Below are 14,182 nucleotides of genomic sequence, written 5' to 3' on the forward strand. Positions count from 1 at the left end.
AAAACGATAGCTTTCGTATACTCCTGTTGCGCTGTTCACTTTAAACGTGTACCCTTGTACAAAGTCGATAAAGCTAGTAAATGGGCCGTACGGTACAGCTTACACTTAATAGTAAGTCACTGATTATCAGAATATTAACATTAAGTGATGTTGCGTACAATAGTATGTTGGGTGTTGAAACAGCTTTGCTACGCGATGTGTGTCTATCTGCTGCTTAAATCCAGCAGCCAGCCAATGAGTATGCCGCTTTGTTAGCTTTTGTGCCTAATCCCAGCTAAATCCGGCAGGGGGCAATGTGTGTGCTTAGTCGGCGTTAAGCGTAGTCGAGAGCGTATAGTGTAATATGTATGGGGTTGCTCTATGCCTAATGGGGTACTGAATTAACCACATTCTAACAGTGAATTAGGGAGATCAATATAGACTAAGAATGTAATGACAGAATCTGAAATGACTGCCTTAATGCTTGAGTTTTACATACTAAGGCCAGACGATTTAAATTTCAAAGTAGATAACAGTAATCGAAAAATGCACAATGCTGTTATTCAAAAATTGAAAGCCTATAAGTTAATTGAGCCTACTGGTTTTCAGCAATTTAACAAAGCTACAGAAAGGGGATATGAGGCATATTATATGGGTGGATTTGATAAATGGAAAGCTGCCAATGACCAGCGCGAGAAGGAGTTACACAAAGCAACGATAGATAGTTCAAAAGCAACAGTAGATGCGGCTGAATCCGCTAAGTGGTCAAAGTATGCCGCAATAGTTTCTGCTATTGCGGCAATAATTGCCTTTGCATTGCCGCCACTTTTAAATGATAAAGAGGGTAGTCAATCGGACTCATTGGTTAACGCATTGCATGTAAAAGTTGATATGCTATACTCGCAATTGAGAGTCCAGTCGCAAAGCCAGAAAGCCAAAGGGGAGACTGAACAAAGCCAAAAAAAGAAATAACTCGTTTCATTGTGCTGATATTTAGTGATTTAACTTACCCTAATATCGCACATTTATGAACAACATCAAACATTATTGAACATAAAAAGTAAAGATTGTTAAAGTTCATCCTATTATGACGTACCACTTTTTGCTATATAAAATACCATTTTGCTGATAGTATTGAATAAAATACTACATTATGCCGTAAAAGCAAGAACGCCAGTCCCTTTTATTGTGTTTTATTAATAGTATTACCTACCTTTGCGCTCCTTAACGAGGGGTACGATTGATTGACTCGATTAATTGATATATTAATATTAATTAATCGATTAGTTCAATAGGCATTTAAAGGATTATATCAACACCTAACCTTGATAAAATGGCAGCTATAAATCAAAATACTCAGTATGCTATGGAATCGCCCTACAGTGAAATCCGTAATGTAATGTGTCTGCGAAATAAATCACAAGGGGAGGTTATTCTTTGGGAGCCGGTTGTTAGTGACATTATAGCCTGTCAAATAAAAATGGCAGACTTCCATAAAAAGATTGTAAAGTTAAACAAGGGCATGTTACTAAGTGTCCATAAGGAATTGAACGAAATCTTAAGTTCAGCCGAAAGCGAATTGAAGGGAATGCCCAATGTTGATTTTCGGGAAATAAATTATAGAATTCAACTTGAGAAGCTCTTTGTGCAAATTCGTGAAATTGCTCAGGATGCACATTATTTAGCAACCGCCGATGAGCCAGACGAAAATTCTATTGAATTTAAAAAATTCTTATCAGAAGTTGTTGTTGAGTCAATGTCACAAGGGAAAAGTATTGCTGGTAAAAAGTCGCTTATGGCTTTATTTGATTAAATAAATGGGGCATAGAATTTCTAGGCGTACTGCATTTGATAAGGATATAAAGAGCTTTAAAAAGGCAAAAAATTTAATTGAATCAATTAAGGACTCTATTAATGAAATAATTAATGATCCTACTAGTGGGGAATCATTAACTGGAAATTGGAAGGGGTATAAAAGTTATCACTTCAATAGAAAGCCGGAAATTAGGATTATATACGCCGTATATCCTTGTTGTATTCTTGGGAATAGTGCCTCTTCTATTGATTGTCTACTTGAAATAGAGGCAGATGAAGATGACAAAGGTGAGTGCCTTGGCGTTATTGACTTTGTTAGGGTAGCATCTAGGGAAGAGTTTAACAATATTTACAATCTTCGAAAAAAATTTATACCCAATACATTAACATAAAAAAAGCCCCTTCACTCGGAGGGGCTTTTTACATTCCCCACCACTTCATCCCACACCCTATTATATATCGCCATGTTACGTTCCCACTCTTCCCGCGTCATAGGGGTGCAGTAGCTGAGCATCATGGTTTCCAGTTCTTTTATTGCGTCTTCTTCTTGTTGCGTAGTCATGCTCCGTTAGCGGGTTGTTTCTTACAGGGTACTTGGTGAGGGGTATCTAGCTGATGGTCTATCTGCGGGTTAAATCCAGCAGCCAGCTTGAGCGAATGCGGGGTTGGTGTCACCCAACAAGATCAAGTGTGTAAACTACGGAACAGCTTGTGTACGTTCAGTTGGCTTATGCCCCGTAGCATCACACTTCAAGGCGTTGGGTGTTCCAGACAGGTATAAAAAAAAGCGTGTTTGCCAACCTTTCGGCGACAACTTGCACGTCCCGACAGGCGGTCTTTTGGGCTTCCATTTTCGGGTTTCATGCGACAAGTTGAACGCCCCTCGTGGGCAATGCCAGGCTTCCATTTCTGGGTTCCGGCTGATAGGCCGAACGTTCCAGAGGTCAGGGTTTTGGTTCGTTCGGCGTGTTCTGGTTGACACAAGAAACGCCTTGGTTGAGTAGCTTTGAGTTTCCATTTCCGGGTCTCGGGCGACAATCTGCACGTCTCAGCAAGGCAGGTTATTTGCTCGTGTATTCAGTAATTAGCACATTACCTCATTATTACAAACAAACACGATGGACATTTACACAACAATTTATCATGCTTTCAAGGATATGAGACTTATAAATGTAGACACTTTACCCTCTGAACCTGTAGAGGGACAATATGTCTGGAATTTTAGTCATAATGCTTCCTCTGAATTTGATTTAGAAAAAGTAAAATCTATACTTGTAAGTAATGGCCTTAAGATTAATGAGATTGTACAAGGTAATGGTGCAACAATCATTACTACTTTGGAATAATATTTTATTGACCAATATTTTGCTCTTACTTTTTTTTGAACACTCTCAAAACAGCATTTTTGCAAGCAACCGAAGTTATGAAAATTTTTATTATAATGTTTGGGGTTATTTTTAGCCTATCTGCTTATGGCCAGACTAAAAAAGAGACTATTGATTGGTTAAATACTAAATTTGAAAATAGCCCTGTTGCCATAAACAAGATAGATCAATTCACAAGATTTTTGACTATAAAACAAGATGGTAGTTATTCCATTCAAAGTTACTCGTACTTTCTAAGTGTAGTTCTTCCCGACATGCAGAACTACGCGCGTAAAACTTTGTTTAGTGGGCATTTCAAAAATTTAAACCCAAACTCTGTTCGTACAGAAAAGATAGGTGGTGATATATACTTTTATGCTACTTGTAGCAGCGGCAAATGTATAACGCAACAAAACCAAGGCCCCAGTAGCTTCGATTCTTACATGCATACAGAAGTTCTCTTATGTTTTACCTCTGACATAAATTTGGAAGATCGTTGTAAAAAAGCCTTTACACATCTGATAAAGCTTTGCGGAGGCAAAAAAGAAGCTTTTTGATAATAAACCCGGCTTGTTCGTTTGGGTGCTTAATTGGTTCGCTCCGCGTGGGTGAGTTTCCTGCGACAGGCAGCAGGCCGCAAAGCCGGCGTTTTCAGCCCAACCGGCCATGTGTGTAAAGGCTCCCTACGGTCGCCATCAACATATGGGGTCGTTGGTTTGATAGAACAGCAGATAACGTAGCGGTGGGATTGCGTGCGAAAAGGGACCCGTTTCAGTAGGGCGCTTTGTGGCTCGTTGGTCAGCTTCAGTCGACACGAGAATCGCCCCAGTTGAGGCCGATAAAAAGTACATTTGTCACGTAGCGTGTGACAGCGGAAACGCACCGATTGGGAGGCAAAAAAGTGGTTTGCGACGTAGCGTGCGATAAGTCAACCGCTCTGACAAGTAAACCTTTCGGCTTGTTTAGTAATCAGTTTTGAATGAAGAAGAATTCAAAAAGACGTCTGCTTCTACCCTTAATATTGACTGCTGTGTTTGTGGCTTCTTCGTTTGCCCCAATCCTACAGATATATATTCTGACCTTTGATGGTTATCTGGTTGCTTTCATCAATAAAGTAATTTTATCAGATAAGCCAGGGCATATCTTTACTGCCAATTTGTTGGCAAACCTACCTCCTTCTTTAATCTTCTTATTTCTCCTATATAAAACTGAAATTGAAAGTATAAGGGTTAGTGCAGCCATTTTTTCAATGGTCTTTATGAACGCCTTTATACTTTTTCTGATTGGGGATTTTAATGAAGATTGGGAGCTGTATTTTCTGATTTTTCTAGTAGCTAGTTTAATCAGTAGTTCAGTATTATTTTTTATTTGTGTTTGGCGGCCTCCGGGCGCCAGGGAGCACGTCCCGTCGGACGGTTTTCAGCCCAATAAGTAAAGGGTGTAAAGGTTGACGCAACGTTTGTTGTCCAGAGTAATTTCCTCATCATCAGCCCTTGGAGGCATTGGGTGGAGGTCAAACAATTAAAAATGCGTGTTTGTTGGCCTCATGCGACAGGGAGCCCGGCTCATTTGGGCAGCTTTTAGGTATCCATTTTCTGGCTGTGGCCGACAAGCAAAACGTCTTGGTTAGACTACCTTTTACATTTAGAAAAGTAATACAGAAATCAATTGATAAAATTGCTTGGCGAACGCAACATTTAACTATAAACATAGTTATCCACATAATCTAAACTTTGTTTCGCCATGAAACCTGTCTTCTTTCTGATTACCTGCCTTCTTTGCTCGTTCGTGTATGGACAGAATTATAACCATTTAGTCAATGAAGCCAATGAGCAGTATATCCAAAAAGATTATAAAAAATCAGTTGAGCTTTATAAGTTGGCATTTACGAAAGAGCAAAATATACGTTCTGATTTATATAATGCGGGGTGTTCAGCCGCTTTAGCAGGAGATGTTGGGTTAGCTCTCAATTGGCTGAATATAGCCTTTGATAAAGGGTACGTGAATATCAGGCACATGAAAGCGGATAGTGACCTGAACTCTCTTCATAACACAAAAGGCTGGAAGTCATTGCTAGCTAAAATGCAAACTAAAGTTGACCGAATTGAAGCTAACTATGATAAACCTCTTCAAGCTAAGTTGTTAACTATTTATGACGACGACCAAAAAGGCCGTTTGAAAATAAACGAATTGGGCCAAAAATTCGGCTTCGACTCCAAAGAAGTTAGTGAGTTGTGGAAGACTATAGAATATAAAGACAGCATAAATCTTCTAAAAGTTAAAGATGTACTGGACCAGTACGGCTGGGTTGGAGCAGACAAGGTTGGGCCGCAGGCCAACAGCACTTTATTTTTGGTAATCCAACACGCGGATTTGACTACTCAACAGAAGTATTTACCTATGATGCGCGAGGCTGTAAAAAATAAAAAGGCAGAGCCAAGTGCGTTAGCATTGCTGGAAGACCGAGTTGCCTTAGGTGAGAAAAGGCAGCAGACCTATGGAAGTCAAATCGGCGAGGATAGTACTGGTGCTTCTTACATTTTACCGTTGGAAGACCCTGATAACGTTGATAGAAGACGGGCTGAGGTTGGTTTAGGCCCTTTGGCCGATTATGTGAAGCAGTGGGGTATCAAATGGAATGTAGATGAGTATAAAAAACAACTTCCAAGCATTGAGAAAAGAGAAGGAATAAAGTAGGTAAGCAACCAGAAAAACGCTCCACGTGGGCGGCTATCGGGCGACAGGCCGCACGGCCCGAAGAAGGGTTTTCAGCCTAACATCAACACTCATGGTGGTGTTGGGTGAATTGCCAAAGTAGTGTGTGCATGGCGGCTTCGATAGACAAGCTAACCGCCCCAACAGGAACAGCTTGACGAAGTATGAAGTTATGATTGGCAGTCTGAACATCAGCGAAAGGCGGATTAGCAGCATAGCCAAGCTTCGCGCTCTGACCAATTTTTAAAGGTTTCACATTTTTATGCGAATAATTTTATTATGGGCAGAAGCATGCTAAATTGCTTGCAGCATGAAAGTATAAAGTCGCAATTTGATCTTATTAACTAGCCACACTGCTAAACCATGATTGTACTTGATTACTTAAGAGAATTAGACAACAATGAAATAATCGTTCCACCATTTCATACAGGTCATCTAGGATTTATACCGAATACAACAGTTAGAATAGGGTTAATTTCTCCATTCGTCGAAGAGGCATCTCATTGTGAAGTAATTGTTACGCCTTATGATCCGAGCACGGAGCTAGCTATTTTACGCTGCACAATGAAGGACGGCGTAGGGGTTGTGAGGAAACTAGTGAGTGCATTATCATCCTTGAAAATCAATATAGTTACGCAGGAATCTTCATCTATTAATCATCAAAGCCAGCATACTGTTAACCTTCTGCTAGATTTATCAACATCAAATCTACGAGAAGACAAAACATACGAATGGGCAAAACAAAAATACAGAATATACGATTACGTTTTTCCTGTAAGTGATTATAGATTTTTGAAAATTTTTGAGAGAGTTATTGCTTATTGTGGAGAATCAATATTTTGGGAGAAACAAAATGGGGAATATAGGCTTCAGCTCTATATGACTCCACTTGAGAAAAAAATCATACATTATCAGGAAACCGTAACTGTGGTTTCAGAAAATTCTAAAAATAGAGTAAAAATAAGTCTACCACCTAATTTATTAAACAGAATACAAACAAATTTGTATCCTAATTCCTTAGAGAAAATGAAGTTAAAATATCTTCTTTTCTCAGATACAAAAGAGAGAACATTAAGAATTTACTTCCCCAAGGTGGAGTCATGGGAAAAGTTAGTTCATATCGGGATTTACCATAAAGACATACCAGGTGCCTTATCGTCAATTTTTGACTTGATTGCGAATGCAAACTTCAACATTATAACTGGTTTGCTGAGAAAAAATACACAAGATACTAACATTTGGGAGGGCCTTCTGGAATATAAAGGGAATGAGACTATTGATTCGAAAGATTTATATTTATGGGTGAGAGAAAAAATAAAAATATCTAGCGACATAGATTATGATATATCACGTTATGACTTCAAAATTGGTGCACCTTTATATCCCAAAAAAAATTATAATGCTATCCCGTTATTGACTGAAGCAAAAACAATGAAAGGTAATGATGATAAACTTAATTATGAATCGAGGATAGATGAAGGAATAAATAAATTACAGCAAAACGTTGATCAAGAATATTACAATAAATTAACATTAGAATTACTAAAAATAGTAAAAATTAGAAATAAAAAAGACTTTAAACAGAGAATTTTTCTTTCCTATCCATACAGTGCTACAGCTCACGTCAAATTAATTCAAGACGCTTTAAAACATGAATATCACCTAGATGAATATCAAGATGCTGGAGGTGAGATTATCCTTGATGAGGTTATGAGAAAAATTAAAGCGTGTGATTTTTTTCTAGCTATTTGGCATCACGAAGAACAAATGCCTGTAGGTGATGGCAAATACAGTATTTCACCTTGGATGCCTTTTGAATATGGCATTGCTCTTGCGGAAAGAAAAGAAAACTACATTGTTCGTTCATCGAAATTAGCAGACCGTGTTTGGAAAAGAATAAATCCATCGAAGGCAATTCCAGAATATAGTGATCTGACTTTTATAAACCAAACGTTGCCCAAAATAATAAGCTTTGTCTCTAGAAAACTGCGGGACAAATAATATAGGGCAGAATAAACTGTAAAGTTAAAATTGGTTGCTGCATAGATATAGCAACTTTAACTCAGCATCGTGTTTGCTCTACATTGGTAACTTACCGCTAACAGGATGCAGGCTTCTAAAGGCAGGGAGTGTAAAGGTAGGCGAGTCGTTCGCTCTTTTCAACCATCTTGTGGGCCATCAACACCCGTGGTCGTTGGCTAATAATCCATTAAGTACTTATTAAGGCAGGTTTTAAGCTTTCCAACTCAGTATTCGTGCGACATAGGAAATACCCCACGGATTTCATTCATTCTGGTTGGCCCTAGTAAACAAAGTCGTTGGATATAAAGGCGAAAAGACGAAAGCGACAAAAATGGACTATCTGGTAAAGGACGAAAAACTTGAATTGAAATATGAGTCAGGGAAAGGTGCCTGGACGTATCACATTCAAATTCCAAACACCAAACACATCGCAGGAAAGTGGGGAGATCTTAAAGTCTCAGGCTATATTGACGAATACAAACTGGAAACTAAAAACCTGTTTACAATCACAGGTCAAGACAAACTTATTTCTATAAATCAGGAAATAAGGAGTGCAATTAATAAAACTGGTGGCGATACGGTAACTGTGACACTTTATTTACTGAATATAAAAGAACAGATAACAGAAGAACAGGTTTTAGACACTTTTAAAGAAGCAGACGTTCTCAAATCATTTGAAAAGATGCCGGAAGAGGAGAGACATGAAATTTTGAAGAAGATTCTTTCTCAAAGAAGTGAAGAGAAGCAGGTCAAGATGATTATTAATCATATTGATAAATTAACTAAATAGCCCGTCCAGAAACTGTCCATTCTATCTGATAAAGATGTTGTATCCTGACATTGCACAAGAGTTGATAGAACGGCAGAGAAACGACCTTGACGTTAGACAACGCCTTGCTGAAGAAGGAAAGCTAACTGGTGGGTATAATCCGGAAATGGAGGACGTGCATCTTGACAATGCCCGGCGACTTCAGGAAATGATTACTCAGATTGGCTGGCCGGCTCAGGAACAAGTTGGCGAGGAAGCGAGTCAGGCAGCCTGGTTAATTGTCCAGCATGCGATCAGCCTGCCTTCATTCATGAAACGCTCGCTTGCCTTGATGAACGAGCAAGCAAAAACAAGGACGATTGATCCAGCCAATCTAGCTTTTCTGGCCGACCGAATCGCGATGTATGAAAACCAACCCCAGTTTTATGGTACTCAGTTTGTAGATGACGGACAGGGTCGACTGGTGTGCTATCAGCTTGATGATTCTGTCGAGAAGGTTGATCAACGCCGTCAGAAGTTAGGGCTAAACACAATTGATGAGCAATTGGTCGAATTAACAGCTCGGATGAACGTTGAGCAGGCAAAACTACCAACGGTAAACGAAAGGCAACAAATGCAGGAAGACTATGATGCCTGGCGCAGAACAGTCGGATGGATTTCCGCATAGCTCCTCATAGAAAGAGCAGAGACCCCGCACCGGCGGATTGAAAAGCGGATGGCGTTAGCACGTTCAAACTAACTACCATCGCTTTTCGATCCACTCTTGTGAAGTCGTTCCAGTTTATCCCATCAATCCGTTACACAAGCACCGGCTGTTCCATGACATCCTTCTGGTGCGCCCACATCTCCTGAAATACATCACTCCGCACCTGTAACTCCTGGAAGCTGCCTTCATCAATGATTTTGCCGTCCTGCATGATGTAGATGTAGTCGAACAGGGGTAGTAAATGCAGGCGGTGAAGCGTTGAGACAACCGCTTTGTCGGTAAACTCATTCAGTAGTTTACGGTAGATCGCCAGTTCCGTTTTGGGGTCGATGCTACTGGTTGGCTCATCGAGCAGTACAATGTCGCTGGTGCGGGCGGCCAATACACCCCGTGCCAGTGCCAGCCGTTGCCGTTGTCCCCCGGACAAATTCAAGCCTTTCTCCTGAATGCTTGTTTCCAGCCCATTGGGTAGCCGATGCACCACCTCGTTGAAACGGGCTACCTGGCAAACACGCGAAATGGTTTCATCATCGAACGGCAGGCCAAGCGTGATGTTATAAGCAATCGTATTTTCGAATATTTCCGGTTCCTGCGGAAACAGTGTTACCGTATTCGTGACCGCATTCAGACCTGACAGTTCTTCACCATCTACCCAAACCGACATTCCCGGCTCCGGCTGGTACAATCCCCGAAGGAGCGTTAGCAGGGTGCTTTTCCCTGAACCACTCTCACCTATGAAGGCTATGCGCTGGCCCCGGCGCAAACTGATTTGCAGTTCACTCAGGTTAGCCGCTTTTTTCGATGTGCCAAAAGTGCGGCCGTGCGAGAAATTAAGGCCACTGATGCTGATCGTTTTCCAGTTTTTGGGCAGGGCTTCCTCTTCAGGGCGTACATGCTGGGCGTAAGCCTCGCCAATACCTCGCGCTGTTTGAACGTCGGTGTTGTACTGAACGATCTGCGTATACTGAAACGCAACGTCATTGAATACACTCGTAAATTGGTTTACATACCCCAGCAGCGTTACCAGACCGCCAATCAGGAACACCTGGCCCGGCACGTAATGCTGATAGATATAGCCCGTTGACATAACAATGTAGATCAGCGTCACCAGCAGCGTCGCCACAAACCACTTCCATTCATTGATCTTGACCTGCTTTAGGAAAGGCGGGAAAACGGCGTCTACTTTCTGACCGAAACTAACCTGTATACGTTGCTCCAACCGCAGGGTAATAACTGTAATAATGTTCGACAGATTATCGAAGAGGCTGGCCGAAACGACGTGCTCATGTTCGTTGGTTTCGTCGAGGGCCTTAATAAATGGACGGTCAAAACGGAGAATGACCCAGACCGTCAACGCCCCCAGACCCAAGCCTATAATGCCGAATAGGGGCGAAAAATATAGCATGGCACCAAAGGAAAATATCAGCTTGAACAAGGCGTTGAGGTAGACGAATCCTCCCTGAAAAAACCCTCTCAACGCATCGTAAGCTTTCCGGATTCGGCTGATGGTATCACCGCTATGGTGTTCCTTATGCCAGCTAACGGGCAAGTGCAGCGTTTGATGAAACAATTCATCCAGAAAATTCCGGCTCAGGTTGAAAGCCAGTCGGCGTTCCATGACGCGGGCCGGACCATGAAAAGACCAGTCCAGCAACATCAGACCCAGATGAGCCCCGGCATACATCCAGATCAGGCGGGGAATATCCGTCTGCTGTTTTTGAAGTTCACCAACAAACCAGCCAAATAATAGAGGAAAAGCAGCTCTGACAATATTAGCCAGGATAAAGAGGAGATACACGAGCACATACTGCCGCTTTTCGTATCGTGCATACGTCCAGGCAGTACGTAGCAGGGCTACATACGGGTTTTTCATGAAGGTTCAAGTTACGGTCTATTTACTCTAACGAATATAGAGACATATATTCACAAAACAAGAAAATCGTTAACAAAATGTAAATTTTAATCTGTGTTATAGTGGCCTGATACTACCTATTATTTTACGCTTACTGGCGTGGCTACAATTAGGCACTCTGTAATTGTACGGGCAAGGCTTATTTATAACACAAGCGGTTCGTTAACAGTATATTCTTTACGATTCGATTTGATTTGTGGTTGACTTTCAGTAATTTTGCGTCCTGATTCGCAAAGAGGCCTTCCAGCAATGTGCAGGCGCTTCTTTCTTCGATAGTAGAAAAACATAACTTTCAGTATAACAAGCTAATGGCTCGCGATTTAAATTTCACGAGAAACATCGGTATCGCTGCCCACATTGATGCGGGTAAGACGACAACAACCGAACGAATTCTCTATTACGCCGGGGTAAGCCACAAGATTGGTGAGGTACACGATGGTGCCGCAACGATGGACTGGATGGAACAGGAGCAGGAGCGGGGTATTACAATTACCTCTGCCGCTACCACTGTTGACTGGACCTACCGCGCTAATAAGTACCACATCAACATCATCGATACACCAGGCCACGTTGACTTCACGGTTGAAGTGAACCGTTCGCTGCGTGTACTGGATGGTCTGGTGTTCCTTTTCAGTGCCGTTGACGGTGTAGAGCCTCAGTCGGAAACTAACTGGCGTTTGGCCAACAACTATAACGTTGCTCGTTTAGGCTTCGTTAACAAAATGGACCGCTCCGGTGCCGACTTCCTGAACGTGTGCAAGCAGGTTAAGGAAATGCTGGGCAGTTACGCTGTTCCCCTTCAGTTGCCAATCGGCGAAGAAGAGAACTTCAAAGGTGTAGTTGACCTCGTTAACTTCCGCGGTATCCAGTGGAATGAAGATGATAAAGGTATGACATTCCAGGAGGTACCCATCCCAGCCGATATGCTGGATGAAGCTACCGAATGGCGCGAAAAACTTCTGGAAGCCGTTGCTGAGTTCGACGACTCCCTGATGGAGAAATACTTTGAAGATCCTGAATCGATCTCGGAAGACGAAATTCTGGCGGCTCTGCGGAAAGCAACCATCAGCATGAAAATCGTTCCGATGCTTTGCGGTTCATCTTTCAAGAACAAAGGTGTGCAAACCATGCTCGATTACGTGATGGCTCTGTTGCCATCGCCAATGGACAAGGAAAGCATCAAAGGAACAAATCCAGACACTGGCGAAGAGATTTCTCGTAAGCCTTCGTCAACGGAGCCTTTCTCAGCCCTTGCGTTCAAAATTGCTACCGACCCTTACGTAGGTCGTCTTTGCTTCGTTCGTTCGTACTCGGGCGTTCTGGAGTCTGGTTCATATATCCTGAACAACCGTTCGGGCAACAAAGAGCGGATTTCCCGGATTTTCCAGATGCACGCTAACAAGCAGAACCAGATCGAGCGTCTGGAAGCTGGTGACATCGGTGCCGTGGTTGGTTTCAAAGACATCAAGACGGGCGATACCCTGTCGGATGAGAAACACCCAATCGTTCTGGAATCAATGGTGTTCCCCGATCCCGTTATCGGTTACGCCATCGAGCCTAAGAAATCGGCCGACCAGGATAACTTCTCGAAAGCTATCGGTAAACTGATCGAAGAAGACCCAACCCTTAAAGTTGAGTCGAACGAAGAAACCGGCCAGACCATTATCCGTGGTATGGGTGAGCTTCACCTTGAAATTATCATCGACCGCATGCGTCGTGAGTTCAAGGTGGAAGTTAACCAGGGTGCGCCACAGGTAGCGTACAAAGAGAAGCTGACGAAAAACGTTGAACACCGTGAAGTTTATAAGAAACAAACGGGTGGTCGCGGTAAGTTTGCCGACATCGTATTTGAACTCGGACCACGGGAACAGGATGAAACCGGTGTTGTTCAGCCAGGTCTGGAGTTCGTTAATGGTATCGTAGGTGGTGTAATTCCCCGTGAATTTATTCCTGCCGTTCAGAAAGGCTTTGACGAGTCGCTGAAAAATGGCCCATTAGCTGGCTTCCCCCTCGAAAGCATGAAAGTTCGGTTGTTCCATGGTTCGTACCACGACGTTGACTCCGACTCACTGTCGTTCGAAATGGCCGCTCGTTTAGGCTTCCGTGAAGCTGCCCGTCAGGCTGGTCCGAAACTGCTCGAACCAATCATGGCTGTTGAAGTATTGACGCCGGAAGAATATACCGGTCCAATTACGGGTGACCTCAACCGTCGCCGGGGTGTAATGAAGGGCATGGATACGAAAGCTGGATCGCAGGTGATCAAGGCTGACGTCCCTCTTTCAGAACTGTTCGGCTACGTAACGGATCTGCGTACCATGTCGTCGGGTCGTGCTACGGCTAACCTGACCTTTGCTCACTACGAAGTTGTTCCGCAGAACATTGCTGACAGCGTTGTAGCAAAAGAAAAAGGTAAATAAGTTTTTCAGGATATTGGGCAGTTGGTCGGTTGATCAACTGCCCATTTTTTGTGTCGCTGGAGTAAATGGTTCTTTCGGCGGCATATTCACATAACGAACCAAAACACAATGAGCCAAAAAATTCGCATTAAGCTAAAGTCGTTCGACCACATGCTGGTTGACAAATCGGCTGAGAAGATCGTGAAAGCGGTTAAGTCGACGGGTGCTATCGTAAGCGGCCCCATCCCTCTGCCAACAAACAAAGAGATCTATACCGTTCTGCGGTCGCCCCACGTCAATAAAAAGGCTCGGGAACAGTTCCAACTGTGCACCTACAAGCGTCTGGTAGACATTTACAGCAGCAGTGCTAAAACGGTAGACGCGCTCATGAAGCTCGAACTACCCAGTGGTGTTGACGTTGAGATCAAAGTCTAACGATTTTTAGTTGAAGGCTTCGAATGCCGTTGGTTTGGGACGAAATCGTTTCATACCAGCGGCATTTAT

The 14,182-nt window shown here is 42.6% G+C and carries 15 protein-coding genes; 12 read left to right on the forward strand and 3 right to left on the reverse strand.

The genetic code is table 11. The annotated features are described in order from the left end of the window. The first annotated feature begins 432 nt into the window (after positions 1-432). The 3 genes from NT073_RS03755 to NT073_RS03765 all read left to right on the forward strand — a co-directional run bounded on the left by NT073_RS03755 (position 433) and on the right by NT073_RS03765 (position 2,186). Positions 433-951 carry a hypothetical protein gene (locus tag NT073_RS03755; RefSeq protein ID WP_297368985.1) on the forward strand — a complete coding sequence of 173 codons (519 nt, stop codon included), beginning with the start codon at positions 433-435 and terminating at the stop codon, positions 949-951. A 361-nt stretch (positions 952-1,312) separates the two neighbouring features. Beyond that, on the forward strand, positions 1,313-1,792 hold the full coding sequence (locus NT073_RS03760; RefSeq protein ID WP_297368987.1) for a hypothetical protein: 480 nt from the start codon (positions 1,313-1,315) through the stop codon (positions 1,790-1,792). A gap of 4 nt (positions 1,793-1,796) precedes the next feature. Further along, positions 1,797-2,186: a hypothetical protein gene (locus NT073_RS03765; RefSeq protein WP_297368989.1), complete on the forward strand. Its 390-nt coding sequence runs from the start codon at positions 1,797-1,799 to the stop codon at positions 2,184-2,186. Positions 2,187-2,197: 11 nt separating this feature from the next. Here the strand turns inward: NT073_RS03765 and NT073_RS03770 are convergent, their stop codons facing one another. Further along, positions 2,198-2,356, reverse strand: a complete 159-nt coding sequence (locus NT073_RS03770) for a hypothetical protein (RefSeq protein ID WP_297368991.1) — start codon at positions 2,354-2,356, stop codon at positions 2,198-2,200. 188 nt (positions 2,357-2,544) lie between these two features. After that, on the reverse strand, positions 2,545-2,778 hold the full coding sequence (locus NT073_RS03775) for a hypothetical protein (protein WP_297368993.1): 234 nt from the start codon (positions 2,776-2,778) through the stop codon (positions 2,545-2,547). A 134-nt stretch (positions 2,779-2,912) separates the two neighbouring features. On the opposite strand from NT073_RS03775, the gene NT073_RS03780 reads away from it, so the two are divergent. The 7 genes from NT073_RS03780 (at position 2,913) to NT073_RS03810 (ending at position 9,331) form a co-directional block, all read left to right on the forward strand. Continuing rightward, a complete protein-coding gene (locus NT073_RS03780) occupies positions 2,913-3,140 on the forward strand; it encodes a hypothetical protein (protein ID WP_297368995.1) in 228 nt (75 codons plus the stop codon). Between the two features lie 35 nt (positions 3,141-3,175). Then, complete coding sequence (locus NT073_RS03785; RefSeq protein WP_297368997.1) at positions 3,176-3,715, forward strand: hypothetical protein; 540 nt, start codon at positions 3,176-3,178, stop codon at positions 3,713-3,715. Positions 3,716-4,137: 422 nt separating this feature from the next. Next, entirely contained in the window at positions 4,138-4,593 is a 456-nt protein-coding gene (locus tag NT073_RS03790) for a hypothetical protein (RefSeq protein ID WP_297368999.1), read from the forward strand. 308 nt (positions 4,594-4,901) lie between these two features. Continuing rightward, complete coding sequence (locus NT073_RS03795) at positions 4,902-5,855, forward strand: DUF6624 domain-containing protein (protein WP_297369001.1); 954 nt, start codon at positions 4,902-4,904, stop codon at positions 5,853-5,855. Between the two features lie 381 nt (positions 5,856-6,236). Continuing rightward, positions 6,237-7,874 (forward strand): hypothetical protein, encoded by a 1,638-nt coding sequence (locus NT073_RS03800; protein WP_297369003.1) that lies wholly within the window; start codon positions 6,237-6,239, stop codon positions 7,872-7,874. Positions 7,875-8,226: 352 nt separating this feature from the next. After that, the gene (locus tag NT073_RS03805) at positions 8,227-8,685 is read left to right on the forward strand and encodes a DUF1905 domain-containing protein (protein WP_297369005.1); all 459 of its coding nucleotides are present in this window, start codon (positions 8,227-8,229) and stop codon (positions 8,683-8,685) included. Between the two features lie 34 nt (positions 8,686-8,719). After that, on the forward strand, positions 8,720-9,331 hold the full coding sequence (locus NT073_RS03810) for a DUF6624 domain-containing protein (RefSeq protein ID WP_297369007.1): 612 nt from the start codon (positions 8,720-8,722) through the stop codon (positions 9,329-9,331). A gap of 130 nt (positions 9,332-9,461) precedes the next feature. Here NT073_RS03810 and NT073_RS03815 read toward each other — a convergent pair whose 3' ends face one another. Continuing rightward, positions 9,462-11,243: an ABC transporter ATP-binding protein gene (locus tag NT073_RS03815; RefSeq protein WP_297369009.1), complete on the reverse strand. Its 1,782-nt coding sequence runs from the start codon at positions 11,241-11,243 to the stop codon at positions 9,462-9,464. A 347-nt stretch (positions 11,244-11,590) separates the two neighbouring features. On the opposite strand from NT073_RS03815, the gene fusA reads away from it, so the two are divergent. Next, positions 11,591-13,699 carry an elongation factor G gene (gene fusA / locus NT073_RS03820; RefSeq protein ID WP_297369011.1) on the forward strand — a complete coding sequence of 703 codons (2,109 nt, stop codon included), beginning with the start codon at positions 11,591-11,593 and terminating at the stop codon, positions 13,697-13,699. Positions 13,700-13,807: 108 nt separating this feature from the next. Next, on the forward strand, positions 13,808-14,113 hold the full coding sequence (rpsJ, locus tag NT073_RS03825) for a 30S ribosomal protein S10 (RefSeq protein WP_012930032.1): 306 nt from the start codon (positions 13,808-13,810) through the stop codon (positions 14,111-14,113). Positions 14,114-14,182: the final 69 nt, after the last annotated feature.

It is taken from the genome of Spirosoma sp. (assembly GCF_026391055.1).
Classification (GTDB): domain Bacteria; phylum Bacteroidota; class Bacteroidia; order Cytophagales; family Spirosomataceae; genus Spirosoma.